Below are 17,831 nucleotides of genomic sequence, written 5' to 3'. Positions count from 1 at the left end.
AAGCACCCAGCATTATAGAATCTTAAATCGCCTTAATCGCGCTGCATTGAACACCACACTAATGCTAGAGAGGCTCATTGCCAATGCGCAAAACATCGGGTGCAGAAATATCCCAAATCCACCTAGCGTGCCCATTGCTAAAGGGATAAAAGCGACATTATAGCAAAAGGCAAAAACAAGATTGCTCTTTATATTCGCAATACTCGCCCTTGCCAACGCGTATGCGTTATAGACGCTCATCACTTTATGATTATAGATTACTATATCCGCGCTTTGCATAGCTATATCGTGTGGGGAGCTAAAGGCTGCTGATGTGTGCGCAAGGGCAAGGGCTGGAGCGTCATTAATACCATCGCCCACCATAAGCACCTTATGCTGCTTTGCTTTTTCTTTAAGAATACGCATTTTATCCTGCGGCATTGCCTTAGCAAATATGTTAGTAATTCTAAGCGCTTGAGCGATTCTTTGTGTATTGGCGGCATTATCCCCGCTAATGAGGGTAGATTCTATACCCTTAGCCCTAAAATGCGCTATTGTCAATGCTGCATCGGGCTTCACATAATCCTGTAAAGAAAATTCCGCAAGGAGACAATCATTTGTAGCAAGGTAGAAAGTAATTTTGTCTGCCCGTGTGTGAAGCTGACTATGTAAGTGCGGCGCGATTATCCCAAGAGTACCAAGCATATAGGAAGTGTTGTTGATAGTGGCTTTAATGCCTTGCCCTAGGATACTTTGCACCTCACTTATGGGATAGAGGGTTGCGTTTTGGCTTAAAGGGTGCGTTTGAAAGGCTTGTGCGATGATATGTGTGCTCGTAGATTCTAGAGTATAAGCTAGATTAAAAATCTCCTGCTCACTCTTTGATGTATCATATATACGAATCTGCTCTATGCTTAAGCCTTGCGTGAGTGTGCCGGTTTTATCAAAAGCAATATGTGTAATTTCACTCAAAGTTTGCAAACTCTTAGCATCCTTAAAAAACACGCCCATTTTGTTTGAAACACTTTGTGCGTGGAGAATCGCCATTGGCGTGGCAAGTCCCAACGCACAAGGGCAGGAAATCACAAGCGTAGCGATAAAGATATTCAAGGCAAATTCAAAATCCCGCATACCCCACCAAAACGCCCCCGCAGCTAAAGCTAGACATATCACAAGCGGCACAAATACCCCCGCTACCTTATCTGCAAGTGAAGCGATAGGGGCTTTGCTCTCTTGGGCTTTTTCCACGAGATGGAGAATCTGTGCCAGAGCGGATTGCTTGGCATTTTTCTCTGCACGGACATACAGCACACCATCAAGGTTAATGCTTCCTGAAAAGAGCACATCGTTAGGACGCGCTAAAATAGGGAGAGACTCGCCATTAATCGCGGCAGTATCGAGGCTACTCTCCCCCTCTATTACCACGCAATCCACCATAATCATCTCTCCGGGCAGAATCTTTAGTATATCCCCTGCCTTCACATCTTGAGTAAGGATGCTCTCACAGGGTGCATTTGAAAGTGAGTGAGATTCATTTAAGCACACTTTTTGCAAGTTCTTTTGATTGAGTTTTAGTAGTAAAGAAGCACTATCAAGCGCATCTTTTTTGGAGTTATTCTCAATGTTTTTTCCCACCAGCACAAGGGTGATAATCACGCATACGCTATCAAAATATGTATGAGTTTCTATCCCAAATAGCCCTTGCAGACTATATATAAACGCACTGCTTGTCCCAATGGCAATGAGTGAATCCATATTAGGATTACGTATAAAAAGGGCTTTAAACCCGCGCAAGTAAAACCCTCTGCCAATGTGCATAACCACAAGCGTGAAAAACAGCATAGTAGGGTAGCTCACACTAAAAGGGATATGCCATAAATGCAACATCTCTCCCCAAGAGAGCAAAAGCACTATGAATGTAGAATAAATGCTTAGAGTAAGCCTCCTGCGTGTGTTTAAGAATCGCGCGTCTAAAAATTCTATAAAATCATTGAGTTTGATAAAAATATTGTGCGTAGGATTTGGGGTGTGTGGAGAATCTGTATCGCCTAAATGCGGTTCATAGCCCATCTTGCGTATAATGGCGAAAATCTCCTCAAGGCTTGTTTGGCTTTCATCATAGCAGATATGCGCCTTTTTACTGATAAGATGCACATCTATGCTGTGGCAAAAGCTTTTACGTTTCAATGCGCGTTCAATCCCACTTGAACACGCCTGACAAGTCATTTGTTCGATATAAAATGAAGCCTCTTTCATTAGCAATCCTTTCATTGAAATTATAACGATTACGGCATATATTTGTAAATATACATATAGGGGGGTATATGTATATTATCTTATGAATTTGTTATCTAGTACATCGTTTTTACTCATAGAATCTTGATAAAACGTATAGATATTTGTCGAATGAAAGATTAAAAATATTTTTATTTTAATGTTTGATGTTGGCTGCAATAAGATAAAATCCCTACAAAAATAGAATATCCCTTTCTCTAGCAAAGGTTTTATTTACCATTGAGAGGAGAGCAAACAAACAATCTAGTCAATAGAGAAAAATGCGATTATTCTTTCCTCTTTTGCCTAAGAATATACCCCACTGCTTAATTCCTCTGCACTATAAAGAAAAGTGAAGATTAAAGCTATCCTTTGCCAAAGGGAATGTATGAGGAAAATAAGCAATGAACTATCCTCTATTTTGAGAGAAAAGTGGATAGCTTTTTACTTTTTTGCAGAATCTCCTACATCATATATTTTTGTGCTTGTAATTTATAAAAGAAAGATTTAAATGACACAAAGCAGGAAAATATGCTCTGTATCTATCTGCTTTGCAGATACTTTGCTCATTTTCTATGGGGTAAAACTATGTGGTGTGTAGTGCAAGGGTGAATAATAGGGAGCTACTTGCGTAATTCTTTAATACGAGCAGCCTTGCCTTTTCTTGTGCGCAGGTAGTAGAGTTTAGCTCGTCTCACACGTCCTATACGTAATACCTCTATGCTTTCTAAACTTGCGCTATAAAGGGGAAATGTCTTTTCCACACCGATGTTATTTGCACCGATTTTTCTTGTTGTGAAAGTTCTATCCACGCCATTGCCACGAATAGCGATACATACACCCTCAAAATATTGCACCCTGCTTTTATCGCCTTCTTGAATCTTAATCCCTAGTTTTAGAGTGTCCCCTGCCTTAAATTGTGGCACTTGCTTATCGCCAATTTGCATATCATTAAAGCTTTGTATATAACGATTTCTCATAACTATTCCTTTCTATTCCCACGCTTTAGAGATGTTTGATATGTTTGATACAAATCTGGTCTAAAATACTTTGTCTTACATATCGCCAAGCGTTTTTTTAAGCCGCTGATTTTACTATGATTTCCCTTTAAATACACTGAAGGCACGGCGGAAAATGATGTGTTATGAATCTTTGCAAAATTAGGTGCTTCAAGCAGATTTTCCCCGAAGCTCTCACCCTGTAGAGATTGAGCATTCCCCAGCACCCCATCAATAAATCTTGAAATGCTATCACATAGCATAAGCGCGGGTAATTCCCCGCCCGTGAGGATAAAATCCCCTATGCTAAAAACTTCATTAGCATATTCCTCAATCACACGTTCATCAAAGCCCTCATATCGCCCACATACAAGACTTATGTGCTCTTTATGGCTTAAACGTGCGGCGTCATTGTGATTAAAAGGCTTCCCACAAGGACTTAAAAAAATGATATGTGATTGTTTGAGTGGTGCTAATGCTTTACTTAAAACATCAGCTCTCATCACCTGCCCCGCACCCCCGCTTATAGGAGGTTCATCGACTTTTTTATATTTATCAAGGGCGTAATCACGGATATTGATACATTCTATTTCAATGTAACCATTTTGTATGGCTCGTTTGAGTATGGAATCACTAAAGTAAGATTCTATCAGTGCAGGGAAAAGACTCAAAAAAGAAAATTTCATTATCTTAGCTTTCTTCAAGGAGTGCTAGGGCATTGCGCGTTATCACACCTTGAGGAGAGAGAGATAGCACAAATTGTGCGATATTAGGGATAAGAAATTGTTTGCTTAATCCCTTACTTACAAGCATAGAATCTGTGGCTATGATGAGATAATCCAATGTGCCGATACGTTCAATATCTGTGATCACTCCGAGTTTCATATTACTCTCTCCTAGCGTATCACAGACGCTCACGCCTATCATCTCCTGCCATAGATATTCCCTCTCTTGCAATCTACACATCACCCTGCTCTCCTCAAGGGTAGAGTATAGCTCACAGTTCACAAGCTTACTTGCACTCTCACGTGAGGTATAGCCCTCAAAACGTACAAGATTTTGTGTAGCATTGTATGAATGGATGCAAAGTGTCTCAAATGTAGCAGTATGAAATGTGGCTTTAGGAGTAAAAATAGCAGGGAAATCGCTTATAATGAAGAGTTTTAAATCTCCTTTAATGCCAACGACCCGCCCGATTTTAGCGACTAAAAGAAGAGAGGATTGCTTTTTTGGCTCTTTGGGCATTTAGATTCTAATGGGCTTGCACGGCGATTCTATAACTTCTACCATTTTTGGCTTTTGTGCTAGAGATAAAAGTTTTGAGTGAACCTACCATCTTGCCATCTCGCCCTATGAGTCGTCCCACATCTTGTGAATCAGCAAGGATAAGAATCTCACGAGTATTATCTTCTGCATCTTGTATTTGTATATCTATTGCCTCAGGTTTATTAGCAATTTTTTTTGCATATTCTCTAATAAAATCTTCAACCATAATTACTTCTTTATTGTTTTAGTTATTTTGCAGTGAGTTTTGCCACCCTTTCGCTCATCTTTGCACCTACGCTTTTCCAATACTCCAAACGTGTAGTATCATACTTTACAAGTGCTGGCTCTACCAAAGGATTGTAATATCCTAAAGATTCTATCCAGCCGCCATCGCGCTTTTTGCGAGAATCTGTTACAACAATGCGATAAAAAGGTTTTTTCTTGCGTCCCATTTTAGTAAGTCTAATTACTGTTGCCATCTCATCTCCTTAAGTTTTGACTTTTTAAGTAGCGCATTATAGTGTGTTTTGCTTAAAGCATAATTTAATTTTGATTCCCAAGTAATGCATATTGTCCTTGGCTGATTCAAAATAACTTAAATCTTTTAAGCAAAAAATGGAGCGATTATAAAGCCTAGAGCCACAGAGAAGCTAATAGCAAGTATTCCGGGCAAAATAAAGCTATGATTAAACACATATTTGCCAATACGTGTAGAGCCTGTATCGTCCATTTGCACTGCACCAAGTAGGGTAGGATAAGTGGGCAAAACAAAGAGGGCGGAGACAGCTGCAAAACTCGCTACGATAATATATGCAGAATCTGTATTAGCCGCAGTGATTCCAAGTGCGCCAATTACCACAGGCATAATCGCCTTAGCTGTTGCCGCTTGTGAGTAAAGCAGCATACTTGCAAAAAATAATGCTATGGCTAAAAGTGCAGGATAATCCTCTACTAGAGCTCCAGCTAAATCTCCAATTTGTTCTTTGTAGCCGCCTACAAAGGTATTGCCAAGCCACGCTACACCCAGCACACATATGCAAGCCGTCATTCCTGCTTTAAAAGTGCTTTGTTCAAAGAGTTTGCTACTCTCAATTTTGCAGAACATCGTAATTAATGTCGCAATCAGCAGCATAAAGCTCATTATTGCACCATCGCGAGGCAATCGCACAGGGTCAATGTAGCTTTTTACCATTGCACTAAGATTTGCTACTATGCCGTCTTTTTGCGCCCAGTCAGCAAGGATAGAATCCACATTTTGCTTTAAGTCTGCAAGGCTAGATTCTAAACTCTCAAGGGCTTTTTGATTTGCATCATTTGCAATCGTATAAAGCGCACTCTTTGCTTCTTTAAATGGGAAAGTCGCCGCTAGATTTGCCTCACCCTTTGCCACACTCGCTTTAATCACACTTTTAGAATCCATATAAGCTTTTTTCAAAGATTCTAAACTCGGTGCAACTGCATTAAATTCCTCTTTGTTCAAATTTTCCTTTGCTTCTTTTACAATAGAATCTACTCTATCATCAAAATAATACGCAGGGATATTTTTGCTTACTGCATTCAGTATGGACTTACGCACGACATCAGAAATAGAAGTAGCATAAATTACCACACAAAGCACACCGATAAGGAAAATTGCTACGCTTAGCTTTGCCCCCTTTTTAAGCTCAATATGCTGTGCACCCATAGGAGCTTTGACAAGTCCGGCTTGAAGGCGTTCTTGATAGATGAGGTCTTTGCTCAAATCAAGCGGAAAAAACTTGCTCATCACAAATGCAGTGAGCATACACGCACTGAATGTAGTGATAAGCCACACAAGAAGTAGGGTAGGGTAGTTCCAGCCAAGTGGCTCTAGCACACCTGTCATATACACTACTGCCGCGCTTACAGGAGAAGCGGTAATGGCGATTTGGCTTGATATCACAGCGATAGAAAGCGGGGCAGAGGGTTTGATATTTTGCTCCTTTGCTACTTCTACAATTACAGGTATCATTGAAAAGGCAGTATGTCCTGTCCCAGCTAGAAATGTGAGGAAGTAAGTAACCGTGGGTGCGAGGTAGTTGATATATTTAGGATTCTTGCGCAAGATTTTTTCTGCTATTTGCACCATATAATCCAAACCACCGGCTAATTGCATAGCAGCAATAGCTGCAATCACAGACATAATAATTAAAATAACATCCCAAGGAATATCCCCGGGCTTCATACCAAGTATAAGGCATAGCACCACTACGCCAAAGCCCCCAGCATAGCCTATTGCCATACCTCCAAGCCGAATACCAATAAAGATTGCCCCAAGCAGCACTGCTATTTGCAAGATAAGAAGTATATGTTCCATAAATATCCCCTAATATAAATTAAAATAAGGTATGTCTTAAAGATTCTTAATAATTGATGCTTAAAATCTTTAAGGTTTGTAAAAAGGATCTATGCAAAAGGTGAGTGTTTTTGAAACTTCGCCTTATCTTCTGCACTCATATGTGGATTAAGCATATTTTTGGGTTGGAAAATTTCATCAAGTTGCTCTTTTGTGAGCAATTTGCGCTCAAGGGCGATTTCTTTAACAGGTTTGCCTGTTTGCAGAGATTCTTTAGCGATAGAAGCGGAATTTTCATAACCAATATAAGGATTAAGCGCGGTAACAATACCAATGCTGTTATACACAAAATCACTGCATACCTTTTCATTTGCGGTGATCCCATCAATACATCTACTCGCAAGTGTGAGCATAGCATTTCTCATCATAGAGATAGAATTAAACAAACCATAGGCAATTACAGGCTCAAACACATTGAGTTGGAGCTGCCCACCTTCACTCGCAAAGCTCACGGTCACATCATTGCCAATCACGGCATAGCAGACTTGATTTACTACTTCAGGGATTACAGGATTCACTTTGCCGGGCATAATGGAGCTTCCGGGCTGCATTTTAGGGAGGTTGATTTCATTTAATCCCGCTCGAGGTCCAGAGCTTAAGAGTCGCAAGTCATTACATACTTTAGAGAGTTTAACGGCTACACGTTTAAGCACGCCGCTCACTTGCACATACGCGCCAGTATCTTGTGTCGCTTCAATCAAGTCATCTGCGGTTTGGAATGGGTGTCCTGTAACCTCACAAAGCTTTTTTTGCACGATTTTTGGATAATCAGGGTGAGAGTTAATGCCCGTGCCAATGGCTGTGCCGCCCATATTAATTTCAGTGATAAGATTTCTTGCTTCAAGCACTCTAGCAATGTCTTCCCCCATCATTACTGCAAATGTGTGAAACTCTTGTCCTAATGTCATAGGCACGGCATCTTGGAGCTGAGTGCGCCCCATTTTTAGCACATCTTTGAACTCTTTTGATTTTTTTTCAAATGAAGATTTTAAGACTTCCATATCCTTTGCTAATGCAGAAAGCTCATCATAAAGGGCTACATGGATAGCTGTAGGATAGGAATCATTAGTTGATTGTGAAAGATTTACGTGGTCATTTGGATGGCAGTATTGATACTCGCCTTTTTTATGCCCCATAATTTCTAAAGCGAGATTAGCTACCACTTCATTTGTATTCATATTAGTGCTTGTTCCTGCCCCTCCTTGAATCATATCTACGACAAATTGATCTCTTAGCTCCCCAGCAATTAACCTATCACACGCTTTGCAAATCGCGTCCTTTTTTGCATCATCAAGCAGATTAAGCTCATTATTTGCTAGAGCCGCTGCTTTTTTGACTTGTGCAAATGCCTTAATGAAACTAGAATAGCTACTTAGCTTATCGCCCGTGATATTAAAATTTTGTAATGCGCGAAATGTTTGCACCCCATAATATACATCATCTGTGATTTCAAGCTCACCGATAAAGTCGTGTTCTACTCGATTTCCCATAATAGTCTCCTTATAATTTTGATTTTTTGTTTTAAAACTATACCTAAATCAAAATTATATAAATTTAATAATGACAGGATTTAAAAGATGAGTTTTTAGATTTTAAACATTTTAGTAACACCTAAATATCAAATAAATTGACACAAAAAGACAAATTTTTCTTAAACCATTATTTTGGCATTTTTAAATTTCCCATCATACTCATAAGTTCTTGCATACCGCCCTTTTGGGTGAGCTTTTTTGCCCTTTTGGAAGCTTGGTCAAACTGCTTAATGATACGATTTATATCGCTTACCTCTAGTCCGCTCCCAAGTGCTATCCTTTTGCGCCTTGAACCATTGAGTAGGCTAGGATTCTCACGTTCTTTTTTTGTCATAGAATTGACCATAGCACGGATATTTTTCACCTCACTTGATTTATCTAAATCCACATCTTTTAATGCACTTGCCATATTGCCAAGCCCGGGTATCATAGAGACAATTTGGCTCATCGAGCCAAGCTTTTTAACATTTTCAATTTGTGCGATAAAGTCCTCAAAGCTAAACTGCCCCTTCTTGAGCTTTTTGGTAATTTGCTTAGCTTCATCTTGGCTTATCACACTTGCTGTTTTTTCTGCTAAGGAGACTATATCTCCTGCTCCCATAAGGCGCGATATGATTCTATCAGGCAAGAAAACATCAAAATCAGCGACCTTTTCTCCGCTTCCTATGAATTTGAGTGGAATACCGATTTGATAAGCGATGGAGAGGGCTATACCGCCTTTTGTATCGCTATCAAATTTAGAGAGTATCACACCATCAATGCCAATTTTTTCATTAAAATGTCCCGCAGAGCGGATACCATCTTGCCCACTTAGTGAATCTGCTACATAGAGGCATTCTGTGGCATTTATTGCTTTTTTTACTGCGGCTAATTCATTCATTAATGTTTCATCAATAGCCAATCGCCCAGCACTATCGACAATCACTACATCATAATGTCCCGCTACAGCTTTTTGTCTCGCTTCTTTAGCTACGCAAATCGCGTCATTTGGCTTACTTGCAAGATTGGGCGTGAAAATATCTACTTCTATGCTTTGGGCGAGTTGGTTAAGCTGCTCGATAGCCGCTAAACGGTGCAAATCACAAGCTACAAGCAGCACTTTTTTACCTCTTTGCTTCAAATAAAGCGCGAGTTTAGCACTCGAAGTGGTTTTACCGCTTCCTTGTAAGCCCACCATCACAATCACACTTGGCGGAGTGGGGGAAAAGCTAATGCCATAGCCTTTTGATGATTGCAAAATATCTGCTAGGGCGTGTTGCAGAGCGGCACTAAAGCTCTGTTTGCCTATACCTGCTTGTTTTGTGTGCTCTTGCACGACTTGCACGATATGTTTTGTAGCCTTATGATAGACATCATTTTTAAGCAATGTCTTTTTTAGCTCCTCACATGCTCTTTGCAATGCCTTCTCATCATCGCTAAAGCGAATCTTATTCATAATGCTCTTAAACGAGCTTGTCAGGGTGTCAAACATCATTGCCTCCTTTTTATTTGGATATTATAGTGTAGAAAATATAAGATCCTACTTGATAATCTAAAAGTGTATAAAATCATAACTATTGTGTTTATACACTGCATTATGGTTAAACTTTTTGCTTTGCTTTTTTGATAAATAAAGAGAGAGGGGGTGTTATTCTCTCAATTAGCATATTTCTTTTTCTCTAAGCTTGCTCTAAAACTAAGGAGAGTCTATGCTTCTTATTGTTTGCAGAGGATAATTTGCTTTTTAGCATAAAAAAGAGTGCCCTCTTTCTGTCAAAAGCAGAGTATAGCTTATGGTTTTCTCATTACTTAGTTGTGAAGATTGGGGGAATTGCTTCAAAATTCTCATCTTTTAATGAGGAAATCTAAAAATTATGAAGGCAAAAAGTTTTGAGATATTTATATTGTAAAACTCGTTTATAGAATCTGGCTTTTAGAATGCTAAAAGTTGTCAAAGCTGTTTTTAGGTGTAAGTATGAACAAGATTGGTGTATGTGTATTTTTGCTTTCAAGATTTCGCCGTGCTTTGGAATAATCATTTTTTTATTTAATTAGACTTAATAACTCTCAAGGAATGGCACATTTATCGATAAGATTTTTATGTTCTTGTAATTCTTGTTCTTTTTTTACATCATTTTGAGGGATAAGACCAAAGGTTTCCTTGGCGTTTGCACAATCTTTAAGCTTGTAATATCCCCAAGCAAGGGAATCAAGGTAAGCAGGATTAAGCGGTGAGATCTCTAAAGCTTTTTTGACATGTCCTACCCCCTCTTTTATGTCAATATCATAATCAATCATCAAATACCCTAGAAAATTAAGGAAAAATCCCACTTCACTACTTTGGAAGTTTTGTAAAGAAGCATTAAGACGATGATCTTTGGGTGTGTCTTTATCAGGTGTTTGCATAAGATTCAGGGCAGTTTTAAGTTTCTCTGCAATACTATGTATTTTTGTCATATTATGCTTGTTTTCTAAGGATTCAAAGGCGTAGATTTGCTCTAATGCTAAATAATAAGGATTTTGATTTTCCTCATATAAATATTTTGCCTGTAAAGAAGCGTTGAGATAATCTTTTTGTGCGACATACAAATCTAAGAGAATCTGTCCTTTAAAGGGGAATTGTGCGGCAATATTTGAAGCCTGCTTGAATTTTTGCTGATAGGCATAAATAAGAATAAGATTACGTGCATTCTCAATCGTAGGGTTTTCATTAAATATATGTTCAAAAAACTGCTCTATTTTATCAACCTTGGCAAATCTCGCATATACATCAATGCTAAATTTACAAAAGCTCCCAGTGCAGCCATAAGATTCAATATGTGAATTTAAAATTCGCAATGCCTCTTTTTCGTGGGATTGTGCAATTTCTATGACAATGATTTTTTGCACAATATCAGGATTTTTGGTCGCATTATAAGCCCGATTTAAATATTTTAATGCTTCTTTGTATTCGCCTCTGCTTGCTAGGAGCGAACCTAAAATATCATCAAGTATAGGAGATGGCTCACTTTTAGCAATACTTTTTGCTTCTTCAAGGGCTCTCTCACTCAAACCTAGCTTCAAATAACAATCTAAAAATACTTTACGCAGTGTTAAGTCTTTTTCGCCTCCTTGTGCGATATATTCATTAGCAAAATCAAGTGTAGCGGAGGGATTATTTAAACTAGAAGAAAGCACGATAGCCTCTTTAAAATATTCTAACTTTTTAGTTTCCTCATAAAGCACTAAATACAAATCTCGTGCTTTCTCAAATTGATTTTGTGCCTCATAATCTAATGCTTCAAAAAGATAATCATCTTCATTGAATGCCCCATAAGATAGGCATATAAAGCAAAATAGTGCCATTATAATTCTCATTTTTTCTCCTTTGGGTATATACCCGGGCATTGACTTTTAAGCAGCATAACAGAATGCCTATCAAGGTTTTTGTGAGATTCCCAAAAAGGAAAGGTGCGGCATTGTTTAGGACGATAAGGATAAATGCTGCATTTGCCGCTTGCACCATCAAGGAATATGCAGGCTAAGCCATTATAATGTGCTTTTTCTAAAAATGAAAACCGATACCCGACCTTACGCACATATTGCGTACAAAATGATTCAAAGCTCAAGGCAAGAGCTGAAGCGATTCTTTGCATTTCATAAACGCTTACAAATACATATCCGCTTTGCCCTGTGCAGCATCGCCCTCCACAGCCGTTGCACTCATTTGCATTAAATATAAAAGGATAGTCTTTATTTATACTCATAGAATTTTTTCGCATCACTTTTATAGATTCTGTTTACGTATTCTACTTGCGAATCTTTAATACGTTCTGTAAAGAAATGATTTCCACGATGAATATGATTCAAAATAAGCTGCTCTACACCTATGGCGGTAGAATAATTCACCCAGTCATAGCGCAAATCCCCACCAAGCAATGCTGCATATTCCACAAGACGTTGGTTTTGGTTATTGATAACATTTGTGATAAATAGATTCTTGCGATCGTCTTTTTGAATCAGTAGTAAAAGTGAGGGGTTAAAGTTAATTTGCGTAGAAAGTAGCTTGTCTGGCACTTCCTTAGAGAGTGCGAGCTGCGAAGCCATAAGCCCTGTTTTGGTAACAGGGGTATTAAAAAAGATGACATTATCAGCAATAAACTTTTCGTGTTTTTCTAATTTTTGGGAAAATGTTGTCGCTGATTGAAAATCTACAACTTCTTCAAATACGACTTTATCACTTTTATTTTTTAATATTTCTCCTAGATGCCGTCCCACAGAGCTACTATCATTATAAGCGACAATATCTTTATCTCCTGTTAAAGAAAGCAAGAGTTCAATCTGTGCCTCATAATCAATTCCGCCAAAAAGGAGTTTCTTAGGTATATGGGTATGAATACTATGTTTATTGATTGTGGGAAGGTAGGTAGGAAGGCTTATATCAAGCTTTGCAAACTCCTGTGCACCATTTGGGGTAAGAATAGCAATCACAAAATCATATTGATTTTTCACAATACGTTCGTAAGTATTTTCAAGATTATTGGGGCTTTCATCGCCTGTATCGAATACTTCAAACATAAAATCATTTCCTCTTGCCATCAGGTATGCTAAAATTGTATCAATACTGCTTGAACTATAACGCCCAATGATTTTTTTTGGCATTAGCAGTGCTAGTCTAATTTTTGCATTGCTTTGCAATGTCGTAGGTATCATAGCATCGCTAATACCCAAATCCTCAAGCACACTAGCAAGTTTTGAGCGGAGTTCTGCATTCTCACTTTGTGGGTCAAAAAACGCTATAAATGAGAAAAATTGCCCCTTTGCAAAATAATTGAGCAAACACGAAGAGCTACATTTATCCGTGCTGATATTAAGCACTTCTTGCTGTGGCAATGGAAGTGGAGAGATGATATAGCTTTTTGCCACAGCATTTATAGCAAAGATTCCGCATAGACATAAAAGCATCAATGCTTTTAGGCAAATTTGTTTCATAATTGTCCCTTTGCAATCAAAAAGTGATTGTGTGTTTCTATTTTAAGAGAGGGATTGCGCACAAGTTCATTTAAGGAATAAGTAACCAAAAATTGTTTGTTATTGTGCCATAAAATTCTACCCCCTTCTAAATGTTGTCCTAAAATATGCTCTGCTACTTGATTGCCCAGCAAAATACATATTTTTGGTGCGATTTTCTGCAGTTGGGAGAGGCAAAAGCCCATACAGGAGAGTATCTCACTTTTGTCAATATGCAGATTATGCCCATCGCATTTTACCAATGAAAGAATACAGGTGTGCGATATGGAAAGATGAAAAACACGTTCGATTATGTTTTTTAACATAAGTGCACTTTTATTTTGCACAAACTGCCCTTTTTCATCAATAAGGGGTATTTCGCTAATAAAGCAAAGCGGAGCTTTGGGATTAAAAAGCCCTATGCTAGGTTCTTTACAATGCTTGATACGATTACATAAAGAGCAGTTTTTAATTGCAGATTCTAAATTATTTTGTAGTGGCACAGCGGGGACTTGGCGATAAAAATGGCTACTATATTGCTCTCCACAGGCATATCTCCCATAGAGTTGCTTAAGATGGAGCAATTTAAGAATCTGCGCTTTCACCCTTAATCCCTGCTATATATCAAGCTCCAGTCCCACCGGACAATGATCGCTACCAAAAATATGCGGATAAATAAACGCATCTTTTAAATGCTCTCGCAAAGCATTTGAGCATAAAAAATAATCAATCCGCCAACCTGTATTATTCTCCCTTGCCTTACCCATATAGCTCCACCAGCTATAAGCCCCCTCTAATGTGGGATAAAAATACCGAAAGCTATCAATAAAGCCAGATTCTAAAAGCTCACTCATTTTGCCACGTTCCTCATCTGTGAATCCAGCGTTGCGGCGATTGGTTTTGGGATTCTTTAAATCAATCTCTTTATGTGCGACATTTAAATCCCCGCAGATAATCACAGGCTTTTTTTTGCCTAAATTTCCGACAAATGCTCTAAAATCATCTTCCCATTCCATACGATAATCCAAGCGTTCAAGCTCACGTTTAGCATTGGGCGTATAGACATTGACAAGATAAAACTCATCATATTCAGCAGTGATAATGCGCCCTTCTTTATCGTGATGGGCTATAGCCATATCATATTCCACATTTAAAGGTTTTTGCTTACTTAGCACCACCACGCCAGAATAACCCTTTTTCTCTGCACTATTCCAATAGCTATGATAGCCCTTAAAGTCAAAGTCCGCCTGATTTTTGTGCATTTTAGATTCTTGAATGCAAAATATATCAGCATTGCTTTGGGTAAAAAAATCCATAAAGCCCTTATTCACACAGGCTCTTAAACCATTGACATTCCACGAGATGAGTTTCACCATAATCCTTTAAAATATATTGAATCTAAACCTATGGACTCACTTGATAATACTCACTATCCATCAAATAAATCCTTAATAAGATAAGAAGCAGGGTTTTATCCCTGTGGCGACCCTTGAAAGATTTGAACTTCCGTTTCCACCGAGAAAGGGTGGTATCCTTAGCCAGCTAGATGAAAGGGTCAGCAGAAGTATAGCAAACTTTTTTAAGATTCGTTACAATGCCATTTTCAAGTAAAGAGCCTTACACACAAAGGAGAAAAATGCGTTTTTATCGGCATATTATGATATATGGAGTTTCACTTTTGCTACTTGGCGGTTGCTTTGGTAGCAAGGTAGGAGAAGTGCAACCAGAGGGCATAAGCACAAAAGAGGGGGATATTATCACCATAAGTTTTGTAGGCGATAATATCCTCGGGGATTATTATGGGAGTAATGGAGAAACATTTAATTGGTATTTTAAGAAAGTGGGCGGAGATTATGGCTACTTTTTTGCTAAAGTCAAGCATATCTTTGAAAATGATGATATGAGCCTAGCTAACCTTGAAGGACCCTTGACTACGCATAATGGCGATAGATTAATCAAGCCTTTTGCATTTAAAGGCGACCCAAGCTATGTGGAGATTCTAAAACGTGGGGGCATAGAGGCAGTAAATATTGCTAATAATCATACGCGTGATTATGGTATGCAAGGCTTTAAAGACACTCAAACCCATCTTAAAAACGCACAGATTTTTTATAGCGGGGAGGGGATTTTAAGCATTTATGAAATAAGGGGCAAAAAAATCGGTATGGCAGGACATCGCGGGTGGAATCTTGGCATTAAAGAGCAGGTGAAAAATGAGATTAAAGCCTTGCGTGAAAAGGGCGCGGATATAGTGATATTTAGCTTTCATTGGGGCGAGGAGAGGGAGCATTATCCTAACAAGATTCAGCAAGAAATTGGGAGATTTGCTATTGATAATGGGGCGGATATAATAATCGGGCATCACCCGCACGTGCTGCAAGGCATAGAGGAATATAAGGGCAAAAAAATCATTTATTCTCTAGGGAATTTTGTCTATGGCGGGGCTAAGAATCCTGCCGATAAAGATAGTATTATCTATCAAGTGCGTTTTGCCTTTAATGATGGACAAAAACGACTTGAATCTTTAAGCAAAGATATGATTTATATCACTCATCCCAAAGTGGAACAAATCGTGCATTTGCCTCAATGGAGCGAATTGCATAGTTTTATCCCCGTGCGTATTAGCGGGGAGCGAAGTTTTAATAATTATCAGCCTATTATTGCAGAAGGTGTGGATAAAGAGCGCATTATCAAACGTATGGATACCTATAGTAGTCCTTTAAATCAGTAGACTTATGGCAATATGTATAGTTTTTGGCAAGGATTCCTCGTCTCTTTTGGGCTTTGCTCGGCTATTGGGGCGCAAAATGCCTTTGTTATCAAACAAGCTATTAAAAAAGAACATACTTTGTTTGTATGTGCTACGTGTGTATCGTGCGATGTGGTGCTAATGAGTGTTGGCGTGCTGGGCTTTGGGAGTATATTTGCTGAATCTGCCCTATGGAGTAAAATTTTAGCGATTTTGGGCGCAATATTTCTATGCTACTATGGCATATCTTCTTGCAAAGCAGCCTTGCAATCACACAAAGGCATTTCCATACAAAAGGATAGCACTCATTCATCACTCTCACATACTATTAGAACAGCCCTTAGCATTACGCTTCTAAATCCACACGTATATTTAGACGCCATTGTCTTACTTGGTAGTCTTGGAGTGAGTGTTCAATCTCAAGTAGCTTTTCTTATAGGTTGTATAGGTGCTTCTATGGCGTGGTTTGCGCTGCTAGGTTTTGGGGCAAATGCACTTTCAAACTATTTCACCTCACCTCTTGCGTGGCGGATACTTGAAGGGATTGTCGCTTGTATGATGTTTGGCATTGCTATTAGTCTTATTATTTTTGCATTAGCCTAGCAATATGCCCTAAAATCTCTTTTGCCCCATTTGGTTTAATCTTATCCATTACTTGCTGCGATTTTTGGCTCAAAGCATCACCCCGCATAGTGTCTAAAAAGTCTAAAACCGCCTTTATATCAAGGACAGATTCCCGTATTAAAAGCCCTAAGTCCTCATTTGTAAAATAAAGCGCATTGTAGTATTGATGATCCTTTGCCGCGTATGGATAGGGGACAAATACACCAATAAGCCCATTTGCACTCATTTCCCATAAGCTAGAAGCCCCCGCACGTGCTATGCAAATATCTGCCTTTTGCAAACGCTTGACAAGATGAGTATCAAAGGCAAAAAGTTCAATCTCTGTTAAAATCCCCATTTCCTCATATTTTGCCTTCACACGCTCATAGTCCCTCTCTCCGCATTGATGAGTGATTGTAATTCCTCTCTCTAAAAGCTTAGATGCGATTTGCAAGGCAAAGTCATTAATGCCCTTTGCCCCTTGAGAACCACCCAAAAACAGCAGATTCTCTATATGTGTGCGCACTCGCGCAGAGGTGAAAAACTCATCTCTTACCGGATAAGATGTGCGGATAAAATGTTTAGAATCTGCCTTAAAGCTGCCAAAAATGGCCTTAGCAAAGGGTGTGAGAATGGCATTGAGTTTGCCTTTAATCGCATTTTGTTCGTGAATAAAAAGCGGTATCCTACATAGCACACTCGCTATACTCGCGCCCCCAGCGCTAAATCCCCCCACACTAATCACACATTGCACTTGATGAATTTTTAGAATCTTATGTGCTTGTAAAACGCATTGAGATTGTATAAAAAGGGCTTTTAGCTTAGCCAAACCGCTTTTGTTCACCACGCCCACAGAGGGCAAAAAATAGCATTGCTTAAAAAGTGAGGAATGTTCAAACCAAGCTTTATCCTGTCCCAAAGTCGAACCTATATAAATGGCTTCTTTGCCCTCATCTTGTAAAGCCTCACCTAGAGCCTTAGCAATGGCTAAATGTCCACCTGTGCCGCCCCCTGTGATTGCAAACATATCTATCCTTACGCATAAAATGAATGCGGTATTATAATGTGTAAAAATGATATTTTGGGAA

Annotated in this window: 17 protein-coding genes and 1 tRNA gene; 2 read left to right on the top strand and 16 right to left on the bottom strand. The window is 38.9% G+C overall.

What is annotated here, in order from left to right:
• Positions 1–12: 12 nt before the first annotated feature.
• From QZ289_RS02220 to QZ289_RS02150, 15 genes are all read right to left on the bottom strand, one after another.
• Entirely contained in the window at positions 13–2,235 is a 2,223-nt protein-coding gene (locus QZ289_RS02220; protein WP_295698737.1) for a cation-translocating P-type ATPase, read from the bottom strand.
• 641 nt (positions 2,236–2,876) lie between these two features.
• Entirely contained in the window at positions 2,877–3,233 is a 357-nt protein-coding gene (rplS, locus tag QZ289_RS02215; RefSeq protein ID WP_295698734.1) for a 50S ribosomal protein L19, read from the bottom strand.
• Positions 3,234–3,235: 2 nt separating this feature from the next.
• Positions 3,236–3,937 (bottom strand): tRNA (guanosine(37)-N1)-methyltransferase TrmD, encoded by a 702-nt coding sequence (gene trmD, locus QZ289_RS02210; RefSeq protein WP_295698732.1) that lies wholly within the window; start codon positions 3,935–3,937, stop codon positions 3,236–3,238.
• Positions 3,938–3,941: 4 nt separating this feature from the next.
• On the bottom strand, positions 3,942–4,496 hold the full coding sequence (gene rimM / locus QZ289_RS02205) for a ribosome maturation factor RimM (RefSeq protein WP_295698729.1): 555 nt from the start codon (positions 4,494–4,496) through the stop codon (positions 3,942–3,944).
• Between the two features lie 7 nt (positions 4,497–4,503).
• Positions 4,504–4,743: a KH domain-containing protein gene (locus QZ289_RS02200; protein WP_295698726.1), complete on the bottom strand. Its 240-nt coding sequence runs from the start codon at positions 4,741–4,743 to the stop codon at positions 4,504–4,506.
• A 22-nt stretch (positions 4,744–4,765) separates the two neighbouring features.
• Positions 4,766–4,996, bottom strand: a complete 231-nt coding sequence (gene rpsP, locus QZ289_RS02195; RefSeq protein WP_295698724.1) for a 30S ribosomal protein S16 — start codon at positions 4,994–4,996, stop codon at positions 4,766–4,768.
• Between the two features lie 125 nt (positions 4,997–5,121).
• Positions 5,122–6,852 (bottom strand): anaerobic C4-dicarboxylate transporter, encoded by a 1,731-nt coding sequence (locus QZ289_RS02190; RefSeq protein ID WP_295698723.1) that lies wholly within the window; start codon positions 6,850–6,852, stop codon positions 5,122–5,124.
• Positions 6,853–6,941: 89 nt separating this feature from the next.
• The gene (gene aspA / locus QZ289_RS02185) at positions 6,942–8,381 is read right to left on the bottom strand and encodes an aspartate ammonia-lyase (RefSeq protein ID WP_295698722.1); all 1,440 of its coding nucleotides are present in this window, start codon (positions 8,379–8,381) and stop codon (positions 6,942–6,944) included.
• Between the two features lie 169 nt (positions 8,382–8,550).
• A complete protein-coding gene (gene ffh, locus QZ289_RS02180) occupies positions 8,551–9,894 on the bottom strand; it encodes a signal recognition particle protein (RefSeq protein WP_295698719.1) in 1,344 nt (447 codons plus the stop codon).
• Positions 9,895–10,469: 575 nt separating this feature from the next.
• Positions 10,470–11,759 (bottom strand): ATP-dependent nuclease, encoded by a 1,290-nt coding sequence (locus tag QZ289_RS02175; RefSeq protein ID WP_295698716.1) that lies wholly within the window; start codon positions 11,757–11,759, stop codon positions 10,470–10,472.
• Positions 11,756–12,148 (bottom strand): YkgJ family cysteine cluster protein, encoded by a 393-nt coding sequence (locus QZ289_RS02170; RefSeq protein WP_295698714.1) that lies wholly within the window; start codon positions 12,146–12,148, stop codon positions 11,756–11,758. The genes QZ289_RS02175 and QZ289_RS02170 overlap by 4 nt, the downstream gene beginning before the upstream one ends.
• Positions 12,135–13,373, bottom strand: coding sequence for a hypothetical protein (locus tag QZ289_RS02165; RefSeq protein WP_295698712.1), 1,239 nt, complete (start codon positions 13,371–13,373; stop codon positions 12,135–12,137). Before QZ289_RS02165 ends, QZ289_RS02170 begins: the two co-directional genes overlap by 14 nt.
• Positions 13,370–13,996, bottom strand: coding sequence for a uracil-DNA glycosylase family protein (locus QZ289_RS02160; RefSeq protein WP_295698710.1), 627 nt, complete (start codon positions 13,994–13,996; stop codon positions 13,370–13,372). Before QZ289_RS02160 ends, QZ289_RS02165 begins: the two co-directional genes overlap by 4 nt.
• Positions 13,997–14,008: 12 nt before the next feature.
• A complete protein-coding gene (locus QZ289_RS02155; RefSeq protein ID WP_295698952.1) occupies positions 14,009–14,764 on the bottom strand; it encodes an exodeoxyribonuclease III in 756 nt (251 codons plus the stop codon).
• Between the two features lie 107 nt (positions 14,765–14,871).
• Positions 14,872–14,948 (bottom strand) — tRNA-Glu (locus QZ289_RS02150).
• Positions 14,949–15,027: 79 nt separating this feature from the next.
• On the opposite strand from QZ289_RS02150, the gene QZ289_RS02145 reads away from it, so the two are divergent.
• Together QZ289_RS02145 and QZ289_RS02140 are read left to right on the top strand one after the other, a co-directional pair.
• Positions 15,028–16,122, top strand: a complete 1,095-nt coding sequence (locus tag QZ289_RS02145; protein WP_295698708.1) for a CapA family protein — start codon at positions 15,028–15,030, stop codon at positions 16,120–16,122.
• A 12-nt stretch (positions 16,123–16,134) separates the two neighbouring features.
• On the top strand, positions 16,135–16,743 hold the full coding sequence (locus QZ289_RS02140; protein ID WP_295698705.1) for a LysE/ArgO family amino acid transporter: 609 nt from the start codon (positions 16,135–16,137) through the stop codon (positions 16,741–16,743).
• Here the strand turns inward: QZ289_RS02140 and murG are convergent.
• A complete protein-coding gene (gene murG, locus QZ289_RS02135) occupies positions 16,724–17,770 on the bottom strand; it encodes an undecaprenyldiphospho-muramoylpentapeptide beta-N-acetylglucosaminyltransferase (protein WP_295698703.1) in 1,047 nt (348 codons plus the stop codon). The genes QZ289_RS02140 and murG overlap by 20 nt on opposite strands.
• Between the last annotated feature and the right edge of the window lie 61 nt (positions 17,771–17,831).

Origin of the sequence: uncultured Helicobacter sp., from assembly GCF_910577135.1 — a bacterium.
GTDB classification, from domain to species: domain Bacteria; phylum Campylobacterota; class Campylobacteria; order Campylobacterales; family Helicobacteraceae; genus Helicobacter_C; species Helicobacter_C mastomyrinus.
Note: the sequence above shows the minus strand (reverse complement) of the source record. Positions and strands in the feature narration are given on the sequence as shown.

What these genes read in the sequence shown, in the direction of transcription:
- ffh (WP_295698719.1), bottom strand. Translation starts at nt 9,894, where the DNA reads ATGTTTGACACCCTGACAAGCTCGTTTAAGAGCATTATGAATAAGATT.
- QZ289_RS02165 (WP_295698712.1), bottom strand. Translation starts at nt 13,373, where the DNA reads ATGAAACAAATTTGCCTAAAAGCATTGATGCTTTTATGTCTATGCGGA.
- trmD (WP_295698732.1), bottom strand. Translation starts at nt 3,937, where the DNA reads ATGAAATTTTCTTTTTTGAGTCTTTTCCCTGCACTGATAGAATCTTAC.
- QZ289_RS02145 (WP_295698708.1), top strand. Translation starts at nt 15,028, where the DNA reads ATGCGTTTTTATCGGCATATTATGATATATGGAGTTTCACTTTTGCTA.
- QZ289_RS02140 (WP_295698705.1), top strand. Translation starts at nt 16,135, where the DNA reads ATGTATAGTTTTTGGCAAGGATTCCTCGTCTCTTTTGGGCTTTGCTCG.
- QZ289_RS02175 (WP_295698716.1), bottom strand. Translation starts at nt 11,759, where the DNA reads ATGAGAATTATAATGGCACTATTTTGCTTTATATGCCTATCTTATGGG.
- rpsP (WP_295698724.1), bottom strand. Translation starts at nt 4,996, where the DNA reads ATGGCAACAGTAATTAGACTTACTAAAATGGGACGCAAGAAAAAACCT.
- aspA (WP_295698722.1), bottom strand. Translation starts at nt 8,381, where the DNA reads ATGGGAAATCGAGTAGAACACGACTTTATCGGTGAGCTTGAAATCACA.
- QZ289_RS02200 (WP_295698726.1), bottom strand. Translation starts at nt 4,743, where the DNA reads ATGGTTGAAGATTTTATTAGAGAATATGCAAAAAAAATTGCTAATAAA.
- QZ289_RS02170 (WP_295698714.1), bottom strand. Translation starts at nt 12,148, where the DNA reads ATGAGTATAAATAAAGACTATCCTTTTATATTTAATGCAAATGAGTGC.
- QZ289_RS02190 (WP_295698723.1), bottom strand. Translation starts at nt 6,852, where the DNA reads ATGGAACATATACTTCTTATCTTGCAAATAGCAGTGCTGCTTGGGGCA.
- murG (WP_295698703.1), bottom strand. Translation starts at nt 17,770, where the DNA reads ATGTTTGCAATCACAGGGGGCGGCACAGGTGGACATTTAGCCATTGCT.
- QZ289_RS02220 (WP_295698737.1), bottom strand. Translation starts at nt 2,235, where the DNA reads ATGAAAGAGGCTTCATTTTATATCGAACAAATGACTTGTCAGGCGTGT.
- rplS (WP_295698734.1), bottom strand. Translation starts at nt 3,233, where the DNA reads ATGAGAAATCGTTATATACAAAGCTTTAATGATATGCAAATTGGCGAT.
- rimM (WP_295698729.1), bottom strand. Translation starts at nt 4,496, where the DNA reads ATGCCCAAAGAGCCAAAAAAGCAATCCTCTCTTCTTTTAGTCGCTAAA.